Source organism: Collinsella sp. AM40-7AC, assembly GCF_003468125.1.
Classification (GTDB): Bacteria; Actinomycetota; Coriobacteriia; order Coriobacteriales; family Coriobacteriaceae; genus Collinsella; species Collinsella aerofaciens_O.
This window is the reverse complement of record NZ_QSGK01000003.1, coordinates 130,791-145,794: the sequence shown is the minus strand read 5'-3', so window position 1 is coordinate 145,794 and position 15,004 is coordinate 130,791. Positions and strand designations below refer to the sequence as shown.

General features: G+C 51.3%; 13 protein-coding genes. 12 read left to right on the top strand and 1 reads right to left on the bottom strand.

The genetic code is table 11. From position 1 onward, the window contains the following. Window position 1 precedes the first annotated feature (1 nt). Window positions 2–1,459 carry an NAD(P)/FAD-dependent oxidoreductase gene (locus DW892_RS03730; RefSeq protein ID WP_117765785.1) on the bottom strand — a complete coding sequence of 486 codons (1,458 nt, stop codon included), beginning with the start codon at window positions 1,457–1,459 and terminating at the stop codon, window positions 2–4. A 645-nt stretch (window positions 1,460–2,104) separates the two neighbouring features. Between DW892_RS03730 and DW892_RS03725 the strand changes: the two genes are divergently transcribed. The 12 genes from DW892_RS03725 to DW892_RS03670 all read left to right on the top strand — a co-directional run bounded on the left by DW892_RS03725 (window position 2,105) and on the right by DW892_RS03670 (window position 15,003). Continuing rightward, window positions 2,105–2,536 (top strand): zinc ribbon domain-containing protein, encoded by a 432-nt coding sequence (locus DW892_RS03725; protein WP_117765783.1) that lies wholly within the window; start codon window positions 2,105–2,107, stop codon window positions 2,534–2,536. Between the two features lie 261 nt (window positions 2,537–2,797). After that, window positions 2,798–4,561, top strand: a complete 1,764-nt coding sequence (gene thrS / locus DW892_RS03720) for a threonine--tRNA ligase (protein WP_117635760.1) — start codon at window positions 2,798–2,800, stop codon at window positions 4,559–4,561. Window positions 4,562–4,889: 328 nt separating this feature from the next. Further along, complete coding sequence (locus DW892_RS03715) at window positions 4,890–5,480, top strand: hypothetical protein (protein WP_117765781.1); 591 nt, start codon at window positions 4,890–4,892, stop codon at window positions 5,478–5,480. Between the two features lie 75 nt (window positions 5,481–5,555). Beyond that, complete coding sequence (locus DW892_RS03710; protein ID WP_147349842.1) at window positions 5,556–6,269, top strand: sugar transferase; 714 nt, start codon at window positions 5,556–5,558, stop codon at window positions 6,267–6,269. After that, window positions 6,270–7,103: a glycosyltransferase gene (locus DW892_RS03705; protein WP_117765777.1), complete on the top strand. Its 834-nt coding sequence runs from the start codon at window positions 6,270–6,272 to the stop codon at window positions 7,101–7,103. It abuts the gene before it with no gap. 8 nt (window positions 7,104–7,111) lie between these two features. Then, a complete protein-coding gene (locus tag DW892_RS03700) occupies window positions 7,112–8,239 on the top strand; it encodes a polysaccharide pyruvyl transferase family protein (protein WP_117765775.1) in 1,128 nt (375 codons plus the stop codon). A gap of 44 nt (window positions 8,240–8,283) precedes the next feature. Then, complete coding sequence (locus DW892_RS03695; protein ID WP_187364975.1) at window positions 8,284–9,276, top strand: nitroreductase family protein; 993 nt, start codon at window positions 8,284–8,286, stop codon at window positions 9,274–9,276. 1 nt (window position 9,277) lies between these two features. Further along, window positions 9,278–10,417: a glycosyltransferase gene (locus DW892_RS03690; RefSeq protein ID WP_199577665.1), complete on the top strand. Its 1,140-nt coding sequence runs from the start codon at window positions 9,278–9,280 to the stop codon at window positions 10,415–10,417. Between the two features lie 48 nt (window positions 10,418–10,465). Further along, the gene (locus tag DW892_RS03685) at window positions 10,466–11,089 is read left to right on the top strand and encodes a DUF1919 domain-containing protein (protein WP_158567020.1); all 624 of its coding nucleotides are present in this window, start codon (window positions 10,466–10,468) and stop codon (window positions 11,087–11,089) included. Window positions 11,090–11,252: 163 nt separating this feature from the next. Next, window positions 11,253–12,347 carry an EpsG family protein gene (locus DW892_RS03680; RefSeq protein ID WP_187364974.1) on the top strand — a complete coding sequence of 365 codons (1,095 nt, stop codon included), beginning with the start codon at window positions 11,253–11,255 and terminating at the stop codon, window positions 12,345–12,347. Window positions 12,348–12,456: 109 nt separating this feature from the next. Then, window positions 12,457–13,596, top strand: a complete 1,140-nt coding sequence (locus DW892_RS03675) for a polysaccharide pyruvyl transferase family protein (protein WP_117765767.1) — start codon at window positions 12,457–12,459, stop codon at window positions 13,594–13,596. Window positions 13,597–13,599: 3 nt separating this feature from the next. Next, a complete protein-coding gene (locus tag DW892_RS03670) occupies window positions 13,600–15,003 on the top strand; it encodes a lipopolysaccharide biosynthesis protein (RefSeq protein ID WP_117765765.1) in 1,404 nt (467 codons plus the stop codon). The last annotated feature ends 1 nt before the right edge of the window (window position 15,004 follow it).

Below are 15,004 nucleotides of genomic sequence, written 5' to 3'. Positions count from 1 at the left end.
CCTAGTGCACCCCCTTCAGCGGTCCCTCGACAAGCCAAGAACCGGCATCCTCCAACAGCACTTCGCTGGGCTCGCAGCCCAACTCGCGCGCCAGGATTGCCATCACGCGGCTCTGACAAAATCCGCTCTGGCACCGACCCATGCCGGCGCGGCAGCGGCGCTTGACGCCCTCGACCGAAACCGCGCCCGGGCGGCTTCGAATCGCGGCCACGATTTCGGCTTCGGACACCGTTTCGCAGCGGCAGACGATCTGCCCCCACGCGGGATCGAACTCAATGAGCTCTTTCTTGCGCGCGAGCGGTGCACGGTCAAAATCGTCCGGCGCGCGGCGAATCGGGTCCCAATCGTTCCGTTCATGCAGGGCAACGCCCGCCTCGCGCATCACGTGCTCCATGCGCTCGGCAATGGCCGGCGCGCTCGCTACGCCCGGCGACTGAATGCCCGCAGCCTGGAACAGGCCTGGTACCACGGCCGACTGCCCAATAAAAAAGTCGTTCGTCCCCTTAATGACCGGACGCCCGCCGGCAAATGCGCGCACCACGCGACGCGTGTCCAGATCGGGCACCAGCTTGCGCGCTCCGGTCAGGAGCGCGTCGACATCGGTAGCGTAGGTCTGTGTATCACCTGGCTCGCGCACGGCGGCGGTCGCGGTAATCACGGTGTTGCCATGAACGGTCCCCGTCACGATGACGCCTTTGGAAACTGGCGTGGGAACGGGGTAGAGCGGCATGAGCGCACGCGGCTCCTTGTCCAGCACCACAATGTTGCCCTGGCGCCAGACCATCTGGAACTCCTCGGCGCCGGCCATATGCGAGATGTCCGCGGCCCCGTTGCCCGCGGCGTTGATCAGGTAACGGCAGCGCACGTCGCCGGCGGGCGTCACCAGCGTAAAGCACGCGGCTCCGTCATCCGAGCCGGCAACTTCAATGGCTTCCACCGGCGCGGAGCGCATAAACGTCACGCCGTTGGCAACGGCGTTTTCTAGCGCGGCGATGGCGACCTCAAACGGGTCGACGTAACCGGTCGAAGGGCACCACAACGCGCACGTCGCCTTAGCACTCGCGCGCGGCTCCAGCTCGTGGATGCGCTCGGGGCCAATGATCGCCAGCTCGGGCACGCCGTTGGCAAGGCCATTCTGGCGCAGCTGCTCCAGGTGCGCTCGGTCCTCGTCGTTAAAGCCTAGCACCATCGACCCGGTGCGGCGAAACAAAAAGCCTAGCTCCTGGGCCCACGTGCCATATAGCTCGCAACCACGGGCGTTGACCTGCGCCTTTACCGTGCCCGGCGTCGGATCGTAGCCGGCGTGCACCAGGCCGCCGTTGGCCTTCGACGCGCCCAGCGCGATATCGTTGGCCGCCTCGACCACACAAATGGACAAGTCAAACCGCGCAAGCTGCCGCGCGATGGCGCACCCGGTAATGCCCGCGCCCACAATTGCGATATCTAACGTTTCTGCCACGGTGCCTCCCAGACGAGTTGACAGGCCGTCAATAGGACTATCCTACGGTCTGCACGCCCTCAGTGCAGCGGCAATGCGGCGAACAGCCCCGCAACACCCGCCAACGGCAGGCGAGGGGAGACTCGGTAACGTTGATAACCTCGTTTGCCGCCCTGGTGTCAGAGTTTTGTCTCGTTCTGTAACAGTAAGCAGAAGGGTTGGGTCCCAGATGTTACAGATCGAGACGTTTGCCAGGCGGGCCCTCTGTTTGTCTCGATCTGTAACAGTAAGAGGGGAAAATCGGTCCTATGTGTTACAGATTGAGATTTAAAGTCAGGGAGAGATTTTCTGTCTCGATCTGTAACATCTAGTGACCGTTTTGGGGTCTAGATGTTACAGATTGAGATGAACCTATCAGTCGGTTTCGAATGTCTCAATCTGTAACAGTTAGACCTGTTTTTGCCGGGTAACTGTTACAGATTGAGACATTCGGTTCGGACGGTTTTCTACGTCTTGATCTGTAACAGCTAGCTGATGATTTGGGTTCTAGATGTTACAGATTGAGATGTTTGTGTCCGCGCCAGCCCCGCCCCTAGCCGTGGTCCCATATAAACAAACCCCGTGGTAAACTTGACCGGACTGTAAATATCCCGAAAGGTACCCGTAATGTCCAAGTACATCTCCGAGCTCATGTCGCCGCAGCTTATGGGCGTCGTCTATGCCTTCGTTGGCTTTATCATCGCCCTGTATGTGCTGTCGGTCGTCTATGTGTTCATCGACGCTCGCCGCCGCGGCGCCAGCGCCTACGTGGCATGGGGCATCATCGCCCTCATCCCGTTTGTGGGCCTCATTGCCTACCTGGTCCTGCGTCCGTACTCCTACGCGTCTGACCGCGAGGAGCAGGAGCTGGACATGGCCCTGCGCGAGCGCCAGCTTGCCCAGTACGGCACCTGCCCGCAGTGCGGCGCGCCCATCGAGAAGGATTTCGTCGTCTGCCCGGTGTGCGATACGCAGGTTCGCAACGTGTGCCCCAGCTGCCATCGCCCGCTCGATGCGCACTGGAAGGTCTGCCCCTACTGCCGAACTCGCATCCAGTAACGCATCCATCGCCGGGCCGGCCGCAAGCCACGGGCACCGCGCGTCCCGCGCAACCGCCACGCGTCACGGGCACGCCGCAAGCCACGCGCGCCCCACACCCCACCCCACACGATGAAGCATGCGTAGAAAATCGCCCGCCGTGCCATTAAGGTGCGGCGGGCGCTTGTATACCAAGGCAACCTGCCTATAATGATGCAAGTCAAAAACGCCGAGCGCATCGCACGCACTTGCATCAGGCATCCGAGAGGAGAAAACATACCCATGAAGGCACTCTACAATGACGGTTCGGTGGCCGAGCTCCCGCAGGACGAGGTCACGCACGTCATCCGCCACTCCGCCGCGCACATCATGGCGCAGGCCATCAAGCGCCTGTACCCCCAGGCCGACTTTGCCTACGGCCCCGCGACCGACAACGGCTTCTACTACGACGTCGACCTGCCCGAGGGCGTCAAGATCAGCGAGGACGATTTCCCCGCGATCGAGGCCGAGATGAAAAAGATCGTCAAGGAGAACCTCAAGTTCACCGTATACGAGAAGCCCCGCGCCGAGGCCATCGCCCTTATGGAGGAGCGCGGCGAGAAGTACAAGGTCGAGCACATCGGCGACCTGGACGACGACGCCCGCATCACCTTCTACCAGCAGGGCGACTACATCGACATGTGCGTCGGCCCCCACATCTGCTACACCAAGGCGCTCAAGGCCTTTAAGCTCACTGGCGTCTCGGGCGCCTACTGGAAGGGCGACAAGGACAACAAGATGCTCACCCGCATCAACGGCGTCGCCTTTGCCACCAAGGAGGAGCTCGACGAGCACATGCACATGCTGGAGGAGGCCAAGAAGCGCGACCACCGCAAGATCGGCCGCGAGATGGACCTCTTTATGATGCGCGACGAGGCCCCCGGCTTCCCGTTCTTCCTGCCCAACGGCATGATCCTTAAGAACACGCTGCTGGACTACTGGCGCGAGATTCACCACAAGGCCGGCTACGTGGAGATCTCCACGCCGCTCATCATGAACAAGCAGCTGTGGAAGACCTCGGGCCACTGGGACCACTACAAGGACAACATGTACTCCACCGTCATCGACGACGAAGAGTACTGCATTAAGCCCATGAACTGCCCGGGCGGCGTGCTGGTGTACGCCTCCAAGCCGCATTCCTACCGCGAGCTGCCCATTCGCGCCGGCGAGATTGGCCTGGTGCACCGCCACGAGCTGCGCGGCGCCCTGCACGGTCTGTTCCGCGTTCGCTGCTTTAACCAGGACGACGCCCACCTGTTTGTGCGTCCCGACCAGCTGACCGACGAGATCGTGGGCGTGGTCAACCTCATCGACTCCGTGTACCAGAAGTTTGGCTTTAAGTACCACGTTGAGCTGTCCACACGCCCCGAGGACTCCATGGGTTCCGACGAGGACTGGGCTCGCGCCGAGGAGGGTCTGCGCACCGCTCTGGAGAAGCTGGGCATGGACTACGAGGTCAACGAGGGCGACGGCGCCTTCTATGGCCCCAAGATCGACTTCCACCTGGAGGACTCGCTCGGCCGTACCTGGCAGTGCGGTACCGTGCAGCTCGACTTCCAGATGCCGCTCAACTTTGACCTGGAGTACGTGGACGCCGACGGCACCAAGAAGCGCCCCATCATGCTGCACCGCGTATGCTTTGGCTCCATCGAGCGCTTCATCGGTATTCTGATTGAGCACTTTGCGGGTAAGTTCCCCACCTGGCTGGCTCCCGTGCAGGTCAAGGCGCTTCCCGTCTCCGAGAAGAGCCGCGACTACGCTCACGAGGTGTGCGCCAAGCTGGAGGAGGCCGGCATTCGCGTGGTCTGCGACGACCGCGACGAGAAGATCGGCTACAAGATCCGCGAGGCCCGCAGCATCGACCGCGTGCCCTACATGCTCATCCTGGGCGAGAAGGAGGTCGAGGCCGGCAACATCTCCGTCCGCGATCGCTCCAACGAGACCGTTCAGATGAGCGTTGATGAGTTTGTTGCCAAGGTGACCGAGGAGATCAAGACTCGCGCCTAAGGCAAGCTTCACAACAATTAACAAAGGCGACCGTCCACAAAGGGCGGTCGCCTTTTTTTCATGTCAAAATTAGAAAAGCCGCTGGTTGAGCGGCTTTTTTTGTTGCACAAAAAGGTACAGGTTTTTGTAGAGGGGTATGGAGATGTACCTACTAGCAGTACATTTTGCGTAATCTGGGCAAACGCTGATTGATTGCTCGTATAATGTCGTCTGTCGAAAGATACAAAAACCTGTACTTTTGCGACTGCGCCTAGCTGCGAGCGAGAAGCCTGTTCTAAACGCCCCTGCATTTGTGCGTGCATCGCAAAGCCAAAAGAGGGGGCGAGAGATGGAACAGACAATGCGGCGCCAAGAGCAGCTGCCTGGCGCATTTAACGGCACCACCACCAACAGCCAGCACGGCCGCGTCCGCTGGTATCTGGTTCATACCCCCAATGGAAAAGAGCGCGAGACCTGCGAAAAGGTTCGTCGCATTATCCCGCACAACCTTATGCAGGACGCTTTCGTGATGCAAAAGGAGTTCTGGTTTAAGCGGGACGGCGCATGGTCGCTCCAAACCAAGCCTATGTACAAGGAATACTTCTTCGTCGCCACGCGCGATGCCGCCGCGCTCGATAGGGCCTTGGCCCAGTTGAGCTTTGGCTGTCGCATCGCCGGCAGTAGGGAGCGGGCTTACATGCCCATGCCGGACGATGCGCAGGACTGGTACCGCAGTGTGCTAGACGGCGACGGCGTGGTGCGCAACAGCGTAGCGCGCATAGAAGACGGTGTGTTGCACATAGAACACGGTCCCTTGGTGGGGCAAGAGGCCCGTGTAAAGAAGATCGACCGTCATAAGCGCTGGTGCCTGGTAGACGTGGGCGAGGGCGACTCCACATTTAGGGAGCTGCTTCCGCTAGACGTGCCCAGCAAAACGTAAGGGAGACGTTGCACCGGCAATTCATTTGGTTTTTGGATTCATAGATGGGGGGGGGGGGTTCCTGGGGACAGGAACGTGAGTTTTATTGTGGCTGCTAAAGAAGTAACAGAGAGCTGTGTATCCGTGGGGGACGCACTGGCTATTAAAGAGATTAAACCGAGCGGTACGCTTGGCTATCGCTTTATTAAGAGACTGTTTGACCTGGTGTTCAGTCTTTTGATGAGTGTGCTGCTGCTTATTCCTCTTGCTGTGGTGTGCGCGCTGATTAGTCTTGAATCGCCCGGCAGTCCTATGTATACGCAAGAGCGCGTTGGCAAGGGCGGAAAGACAATCAAGATTTTTAAGCTTCGTAGCATGGTCGCCGACGCAAACGACGTGCGTAAGTACCTGAGCCCTGAGCAGCTTCATCAATGGGAAGTCGAGCGCAAGGTCGACGATGATCCCCGCATTACTAGGGTTGGTCAGTATATTCGTAAGTGCTCCATTGACGAGATGCCGCAGTTCCTTAATGTACTGAACGGCGACCTCTCCGTCATTGGGCCGCGTCCCATTACAAGGGATGAGCTTGAACAGCATTTTTCCGACGAAGAAAAAGCTGAGCTGCTCTCTGTCCGGCCCGGCATTACTGGTCTGTGGCAGGCAACCGATCGTAACGAGGCAACCTTTGAGAGCGGCCTGCGTCAGAAGATTGAACTCCGCTACGTGCGCAATCGCTGTTTCCGCATGGACTGGAAATGCTTTACCGGCACTTTTGGTGCCATGTTCGGCAAGAAGAGGACGGGGCGATAGATGACCACTTCAGTCGCCACGACCGCTTATAGCGTATTAATGAGCATTTACAAAAAAGAAAACCCTACTTTTCTGCGCCAGGCCCTCGACAGCATGCTCGTTCAAACTGTGCCTCCGGCCGAGATCGTAATGGTTAAGGACGGACCCTTGACTGCTGAACTCGAGTCGGTTCTTTCCGAATATAACTTGCAGTGGCCCGATCTGTTCAAATTTGTTTCCTACAGTGAGAACCATGGACTAGGATATGCTCTTCATAAGGGCGTACTCTCCTGTTCTAATGAAATCGTTGCGCGTATGGACACCGATGACGTGGCGCGTCCTGATCGTATGGAGAAGCAGCTTGCCGCTATTGAAAGTGGGCTCGATATGGTCGGTAGCGATGTCGTCGAGTTTATTGACTCTCCTGAGACGCCAATTGCTTCAACGAATTTGCCCAAGGGACTGGACAATATTCTCGCTTGTTCCAAACGTCGAAATCCTTTCCGGCACCCACCTATGACGTTTAAAAAATCTAAGGTGCTGGAGGCTGGGAATTACAGCTCTGAATATCTTTATTTCGAAGATTGGGATTTATTTAACAGGATGCTAGCCAGTGGCTGTCGCGCAGATAATCTACCTGAACCACTTGTGGCGATGCGCGTGAGCTCCGATTTTTATGCTCGCAGAGGCGGCCCTTCGTATCTACCGCATATCTGGAAATTCAAGTTTGCTCAATTGCGTACTGGCTGGTTTAGCCCTGTTGATTTTGTTGCCTCATTTGTTCCGCATGCCGTTGTTTGTGTCATGCCTAACGGACTTCGTTCGTTTGTTTATAAGAAATTACTCAGAAAGTAGGTTTGTGCATGTCTCGAAAAGTCGGAGTTATAACACTTCATAACTCGCCGAACTATGGCTCCTGCCTGCAGACCTATGCAACTCAGGTTGTTTTGGCTCGTGTGGGAGCAGATGCCGAAATAATTGATTACTACCGTAAGGATGCGATTCCCGAAAACGAAGTGGATCGTGCCCTTAACGGCCAGCTCGTAAAGAAGATGCCTATATTTAAGGTTCCTGGCGTCAAGCAGATTGCAAAAATACCGGTTTCTCGTATGGTTGCAAGGAGACGCGCCCCCCTTGATGAGTTTAGACATTCCAAGCTTGCGCTGACTGAGCGTTCGTACTATTCCGCAGATGAGTTGGACGCGAATCCTCCGGTAGCAGATATTTACTGCACTGGTAGCGATCAGGTTTGGAATAGCATTTGGAATAACGGTTTTGACCGTACTTTCTATCTCTCCTTTGCTCCCGAGGGGAAAAAGAAGATTGCCTATGCTGCGAGTATCGGCAAGGCCACGCTCGAGGATTGGGAAGCTGAGCCGATGAGAAAGGCTCTCTCCTCTTACTCTTGTATCTCTGTACGCGAGCAAGAGGCGGCTGACCTTCTTGATTCTATCGGTGTCCATGGGGCTATGCCCGTTATCGATCCCACGCTCATGTTGAATCGTGATGATTGGGAAGCAATTGCAGATGGTTGGATTTCTCCGGAACCCTATGTTCTGGTCTATCAGCTCAACCGTAATGCCGAGTTCGATTCTTATGTACAAAGGGTCGCCAAGAAGACTGGTCTCAAGGTTATGCGAATTGCATACGGTGTGCATGAGAAGCGTTCTGGCGAGAATGCTGTTATCTGTCCTTCCGTGGGAAGGTTCCTTTCTCTGTTCCTTGGGGCCGAAATTGTCATTACGGACTCGTTCCATGGAACTGCCTATTCCGTAAATCTTGGAAAGAAGTTTGTCGCCATCAGCCCTGGTCGTTTTAACGGAAGAATTTCAAACCTATTAAATATGACTAATCTTGACAATCATTTGTTGGATGACTTTGGAAATCTGACTATTTCTGAACTTGATTACGCCTCCAATTCGGTTCAGGCACAGCTTAATCTCAAACGAAATGAAGCCTTTTCTTTTATTGAAAAAGCCTTGGATATTTAGGAAATATGATGGGAAATATTTCGGTTTCTGCTTTAAAGGATCATTTGCCTGATCCTGTCATGGGGGTTGCGAGGGCCATTTTTAATGGCTATCCAAGTTTGCTCGCCGCTTCAATGCGGCAGGCGGCACGGTTCGGGAAGTCTTATTCTCGAAACAAGATCAAATATGCAGAGCAAGCAGAAGCTCATATAATTTATTGTACCCATCAGCTTGAAAAAGGGTTGAGCCACGAGGACTTTCGTGCTGGATTTGGAGTGAAGGTCCTCGCCGAACTCTCTCGCTACATGCATGTCTTTGAAGATATGGGTGGAAGTACGGATAGCCTGGCCTATCAATCCGCCTTGGGTGCGCTAATCGAATATCGTGACAGACATGAGAATAGTTCTGAATATACGCATATGTTTATGCAAGCAATTGGCGACCAACTGTTTTCTAAACTGGATTCAAAGCCTTTATATCCCGGTGGAAGCTGCAAAATCGCTCATGATTTTGCTGTGGCAGGCATTATTCCAGGTTCTGTTGACGAGCTATTAAGTAACCGTCATTCTGTTAGAGAGTATTCTGATACTCCCGTTTCGTTGACAAAGGTCATTAATGCTATCGAGACGGCCACCAAAGCTCCGTCTGCATGCAATCGACAACCAACAAGAGTTCGGATTATCAATAACCAGGAACTCATCCATGAGACATTAGGAATTACAAGTGGATTCAGAGGCTACGCGATGCCTCCAATGCTCGTCGTGTTGACGGTTGATAATCGGGTTTACTTTGGACCGCAAGAACGTAACGAGGGCTTTGTTGATGGCGGCATTTTTGCAATGGCGTTATTGCTGGCACTTGAAGAGCAGGGTTTGGCTTCTTGTCCGCTCAATACAATGCTAAGACGAGGTCCTGAAAAAGCGATTCGCGGTCTATTGAAACTACCCTATTGGGAGGAATTGGTCATGCTGATTTCCATAGGGAATTATTCAAAGAATGCCCAATCATGCGTTTCTGCTCGTTTTCATGCCGACGCAATTGTTACGGTGGTTGACTAGCTTGATTACCTCATCTCCAATTCATGTTCTCCAAGTGGTTCCCTCATTAAGTCGTTCTGCCGGTGTTTCTCAATTTGTTCATAACATGTCTTTGGGCATTGATGAGCATCGAGTTGTATTTGATTATCTACACCATGCAACATTGAATGGTAAACCCTTGCGTGACTGCACTTATGATCAGGAGCTTATTGCGCACGGTTCTCGTGTCTATACGGTGTCTTTCGCTTCTGCGGGGCTTGGCCAGTTCATTAAAGAAGTCGAAGAGTTTTTCGTTAAGCATGGACGCGAGTACGATATCGTGCATTGTCATATGCCCAACTCGGCTTTTTGCGTTCTCAGGGAGGCTAAGCGTGCCGGCATCGAACATCGTGTCCTACATAGTCATCTGAATAGTTCATCTGACAACGTTCTTCATCGTGTTCGAAATGCTCCGTTGATTGCGTGGGGCAAGAGGTATGCAACTGATGGGGTGGCGTGCTCTGATGAAGCTGGTAGATACCTGTTTGGAAATAAGCCGTTTGCTGTAATGAAAAATGGAATCGTACTCAGCAATTATGCATATGACGATAGCTCCAATGCTTCCCTGCGTGCTGAACTCTGCATTGGCAATAGTGACCCCGTTATTGGAAGTGTCGGTCGTTTTGTCAAGCAAAAGAACTTTGAATTTGGCGTCAAGGTGTTCGCAGAGCTGAAGCGCAGTATTCCTAATGTTAAGTGGGTGATTTTGGGCGCTGGAGATGGCATGGACAGAGTTAGGGCCATTGCTAAGGAGCTTGGTGTAAACGAATCCGTCGTCATGCCCGGCGTGCGCGTTGACGTCGCTCGTTTTTACTCGCTGTTCGACGTCTTCTTTATGCCTTCGCTATATGAGGGGCTTCCTGTCTCTGCTGTTGAAGCTCAAGCCTCTGGGCTTCGTTGTGTTTTTTCGACTGGCGTTCCTGAGGAAAGTGACATAACGGGCGTGAGTAGATTTGTCGGTTTAAATGAGCCATATGCTGTATGGGCCTCTGCACTTGCTGATGCTATGTCGGTTGGTCGTGATAGCGGAGCTGTTGAGAAATTAACCTCCGCTGGCTATTCGGCAGCGGCTAATGCAAAGAAATTGATGGAGTTCTACGAGGGGCTTGTTGCTCAGCGTTAGATGCGTTTTTCGATGCAACGGGTGTGGTTTTGGTTGAAGGACCTAGACATGAATAAAGACTATTTTGGAATTGCTGAACGGGTAATCAGAGAGAAAACTAACAGTCGTTTTTCTAAGGGTAGGCAAAATCATCTGACACGAAGCGATTTTTCTATTATTTCCAATAATTGTTGGGCCGGAACGGTCTATCGGTATTTCGGCTTACCGTATCAATCGCCTACAGCAGGGCTGTATTTTTTTGGAACTGAATACGTAAAGTTCGCGGGAGATTTAAGGCACTATCTGAATACGCCCATAGAATTCATCGATTCTTGTGATTCGGCTCATTACGAGACTTTGAAATCTCGCAATGAGCTGAGTAAGCCTGTTGGAATTATCGATGACGTTGAGATTGTATTTCTACATTATCCAACGCCTGAGGAGGCTAGAGCTAAATGGGAGCGACGGGTTGAAAGGGTGAACTGGGACAATCTGTTTATTAAATTCAGCCAGATGAATGATTGTCGCGAAGAAGATCTTAGGGCGTTTGATTCTTTGGAGCACACGAACAAGATTTGCTTTACGGCGATGCGACGCCCCGATATTGCATGCTCGGTTTATCATCCCGCCTCTGTTCGGGGGGGGGGGGAAAAACAAATGATACGGATCGCTTTACACAAGGATTCAATTTAGTCGATTGGTTGAACTCGGAACCTGCAAAGTATTGCTGATGAAGGTAATTCTCTTATTGAGATGCATTGAGGGAAATGGATGTATAGAGTAGTTATTAAAAACAATGTAGATATGTCGCAGCCCGCACCTAAGGAGTAGGGTGACTATCTAAATGTTGGTATATTTGCAGCTTATTGTCTTTGCGGTAGTTTTTGGTTTTGTATTACGGCCTGAACGTTCCGCTTCCTTTAAAAAGACCTATCTTTTAGTCACTTTTTCAGCAATTTTCTTTGTTGCTTCAGTGCGATCAAGTTCAGTTGGTATTGATACTGAAATGCACTGTAGAGCGTTTATAAGTGCCTCTCGTTTGCCGTTCTCTTCTCTTGTTGAGATGACAGACAGATTTGAGTACGGTTTCCTATTATTTTGCAAGGTTCTTTCACTCATCAGCGGTGATTTTCAGATTCTTCTCGTAGCATCAAGTGCGGTTATATGTCTCTGCACTGCATTATTTATTTTTAAGCTCGCTGATGAGCCTATTTTGCCCACTGTGCTATTTTTGTGCCTGCTGTTTCCGAGTTATCTGAACATCATGCGCGAGGCAATTGCTATTGCAATCGGTATGCTTGCAATAATTGTACTTAGGGATCGTAAGGTTCCTGTATTTATTCTACTCGTGTTCCTTGCCGCCTCATTCCATAGGTCCGCTCTCGTGCTGTTTGCTCTCATCCCTCTCAGCAAGGTTGAAATTAACTTAATGAGCATGACAGTTCTTATAATTGGAGCTATATTCAGCTTTCTATTTGTCAATCCACTCCTTAACGCGGTCGCGGCAGTCCTGGGCAAAAATAGTTTTTATGATGCGGACTTTATGGGGTCAAACTATTTTGGCGCTCTAATTTCACTTCTATTTAATGCCCTGCTCGTCGGCATATTTTTTAATTATCTAAAAGTTGCTGACCGCGCTGAGGGCGTGGCTCAAGGTAAGTCCGTCAGCCTTGCCTTGCGCTGGGGTGAACTGCTCTGGCTTGTCTTTTCCGCCGTCGGTATGAAAGTACAAATTGTTGCTCGATTCGGATACTATTTCGCGCCTCTTGTTCTTGTTGCTTTGCCTCTCGTTTTAAAGGCAGCTAATGACGGAGAAACGCGTTTCGTTCGGTTCTCATTGATTGCGATTTCTGTTATGTATTTCGTTGTTGTTCAATTATTTAGGCCTGAATGGTATGGAATCGTTCCTTATACGGCTGACTTGTCGCGGTTTATGTCTCTGTTTTACTGAGCCCTAAGTATTTAATTGTGCCGTGTGAACTCATTTTTCGTGATCCCGTCGATTCACTCTTGTAATTAATCGTTTACCACAGTAAATAAGTTCTTAGTTAGGATGTAATATGAATAATAAGCTGAAAATGGCTATTAAGTCCGTCCCCTTTGTTTCCGGTATCGCAAAAGGTGTAAATCGCACTGTGGGGATTACGGTGCGTACTGCTATGCATTATCCTGCGATGCGCAAGCTGAACAATGAGCTCGTTGATTCAATGGCTAGACTAGATAAGACTAGCGGCATGCGTATCTGGTATTTTGGGGTGCCCACTCACCCGAATTTGGGAGATCAAGCTCAAAAATTTGTTATTGAAAAATGGCTCCAAAATAATTATTCGGAAGCTGAAATTATTAAAATTCCAAGTAAGGCATTTAACGCCGGTACCAGCAGGATTGTCCGCATGATTCAGAATCTAATTCGCCCTAATGATCTGATTGTCATGCAGAGTGGTCATACGATGGACGGACTCCACGACGATGAGACGCCGCATAGGCTTGCTTCAACTTGTTTTCCCGATAACAGAATTGTTTTTTTCCCGACTTCAATTCGTTTTAACAGCAAACGTGGTAAAGAATTGGACCGTAAGGCAATAGGGTCACACGTTAATACTTTGTTTTTGGCTAGGGATGCCGTCTCTGCACAGATTGCTCGAGATTTGTATCCTCGACTTGATGTCCGTCTTTATCCTGACGTTGTGACCTCATTGATTGGGAAATATTCCTTTGATAACCAGCGCGAAGGTGTATTGCTTTGCGCTCGAAATGATGGCGAGAAGCTGTACTCTTATGCGGCCATCGATAAGCTTGCTTCTGCTCTTTCCGGTCTTTGTGATGTTTCTCGGACTGACACCACCGTTAAATGGGATGGTATCGATCTGGACTCTCATGATGCTTGGACCGGAATCGAGGGCGTCATCGAATCTTATTCGCAAAAGTGCGTTATTGTTACCGATCGTTATCATGGCACGATATTTGCCCGTATTGCCGGAACGCCCGTTGTGGTTCTTAAGACCAATGATCACAAGGTTGTCTCAGGTGCCAAATGGTTTACAGATGCAGGGGATGAGGGGATTGTTGTTGCTGACAATCTTGAGGAGGTCCCAGGGCTTGTGTCCGCTTTCATGAAGCGCTTCCCGGATGGCGTTTCCGCTCCTGCTTTCGCTGCCGATTATTATGATGGTCTGAAATCCGTTATTGAGGAAATGTAATAAATGAAGAAAAGCTATAAGGCGCTTGTAAGCGATGCTGCAGTTTTTGCTGCCGGCAACATGCTTACGAAATTGATACAGTTCCTATTGCTTCCGATGTATACCGCACTGCTTACTACTGAGCAATACGGTATTGGTGAGCTTGTAAACAATACTGCCGAATTGCTTTATCCCCTTTGCTGCCTCGGTGTCTATGAGGGCGTGTTTCGTTTCTCAATCGACCGGGACTCCGATAATAAGGCCGTATTCTCTACGGGTATCAGTATCGCTCTTTTCCTTTTGCCAGTTGTGGCAGCTGCGGGAATTTTCGGCTATTCATTTACTGGCTTTGATTACACAGGGCAATTGGTCATTCTCTGCTTTATTACTTCCTTTAAAGTGATTTGCCTTCAATTTTCCAAGGGTATCGGTAAGACTCGACTTTATGCCTCATCGGGGGTTTTGGGTGCACTAACGTTGTTCTGTGCCGGTTACCTTTTCCTCGGCGTCTTTGGCATGGGCGTAAATGGCTACCTGCTGGCGCTGATTCTGTCGCAGGGCATTCAGCTTTTACTTGTCATTTTTGGGGCCAAAGTCTGGCGCTTTGCCAGTATGGGTGCATTTTCAAAACCACTGGCTCGAGACCTGCTGCGTTATAGCCTCCCAATGATTCCTAACGCCCTAGCTTGGTGGTTTGTTAATCTCTCCGGTCGTTATATCGTTATGTTCTCGCAAGGCGCCGATGTCGCAGGACTATACACAGCCGCTTCTAAGTTGCCTGCGGTGATGAATATGGTTGTTACCATTTTCCAGCAGTCGTGGCAAATTTTCTCAGCACGCGAATACGATGCAAGTGATTCTAGGAGTTCCTTCGGAACAGTTTTTAAGGTCTTTACTGCATTCCTTTTGTGTGCTGGTTCATTGGTTATTGCACTGACCGTTCCACTTTCGCGCATTATGCTTAGCGGTGATTTTTTTGCCGCTTACGTCTTCGTTCCTTTTCTAATGCTCAGTTCTGTCATTAGTGGATATTCGACTTATTTCGGCACTCTATACAACGCGGCTAAGAGCAACGGCATGATATTTGTGACAACTATGGTTGGCGCTTTTGTTAATGTGGTGCTTGGCGCTTTGCTCTCTTTTGCGATCGGGGCATGGGGGCCCATCATTGCTGGTGTTGTTGCCTATGTTTTGATTTCACTCATGAGGGCTTATGACACAAAGAGACTAATTAACATTGATGTTGACATCCCATATCAGATCATTGGACTCGGGCTGCTGCTTGTTGAATGTGTCCTCATTTCATTTGGTTTTGCATTCGCAACTCTGGTTTCTGTCGTCTGCTCCCTCCTCTTCATGCTGTTCACGCTATATAGGTATCGCAGGATAGCTAAAACTCTCTTGAAATCATTGAAAGTAGGACATTAAC

Bases quoted from the DNA above. Each gene is read 5' to 3' on its own strand.
- DW892_RS03725 (WP_117765783.1), top strand. From the start codon at position 2,105: ATGTCCAAGTACATCTCCGAGCTCATGTCGCCGCAGCTTATGGGCGTC.
- thrS (WP_117635760.1), top strand. From the start codon at position 2,798: ATGAAGGCACTCTACAATGACGGTTCGGTGGCCGAGCTCCCGCAGGAC.
- DW892_RS03715 (WP_117765781.1), top strand. From the start codon at position 4,890: ATGGAACAGACAATGCGGCGCCAAGAGCAGCTGCCTGGCGCATTTAAC.
- DW892_RS03705 (WP_117765777.1), top strand. From the start codon at position 6,270: ATGACCACTTCAGTCGCCACGACCGCTTATAGCGTATTAATGAGCATT.
- DW892_RS03700 (WP_117765775.1), top strand. From the start codon at position 7,112: ATGTCTCGAAAAGTCGGAGTTATAACACTTCATAACTCGCCGAACTAT.
- DW892_RS03685 (WP_158567020.1), top strand. From the start codon at position 10,466: ATGAATAAAGACTATTTTGGAATTGCTGAACGGGTAATCAGAGAGAAA.
- DW892_RS03675 (WP_117765767.1), top strand. From the start codon at position 12,457: ATGAATAATAAGCTGAAAATGGCTATTAAGTCCGTCCCCTTTGTTTCC.
- DW892_RS03670 (WP_117765765.1), top strand. From the start codon at position 13,600: ATGAAGAAAAGCTATAAGGCGCTTGTAAGCGATGCTGCAGTTTTTGCT.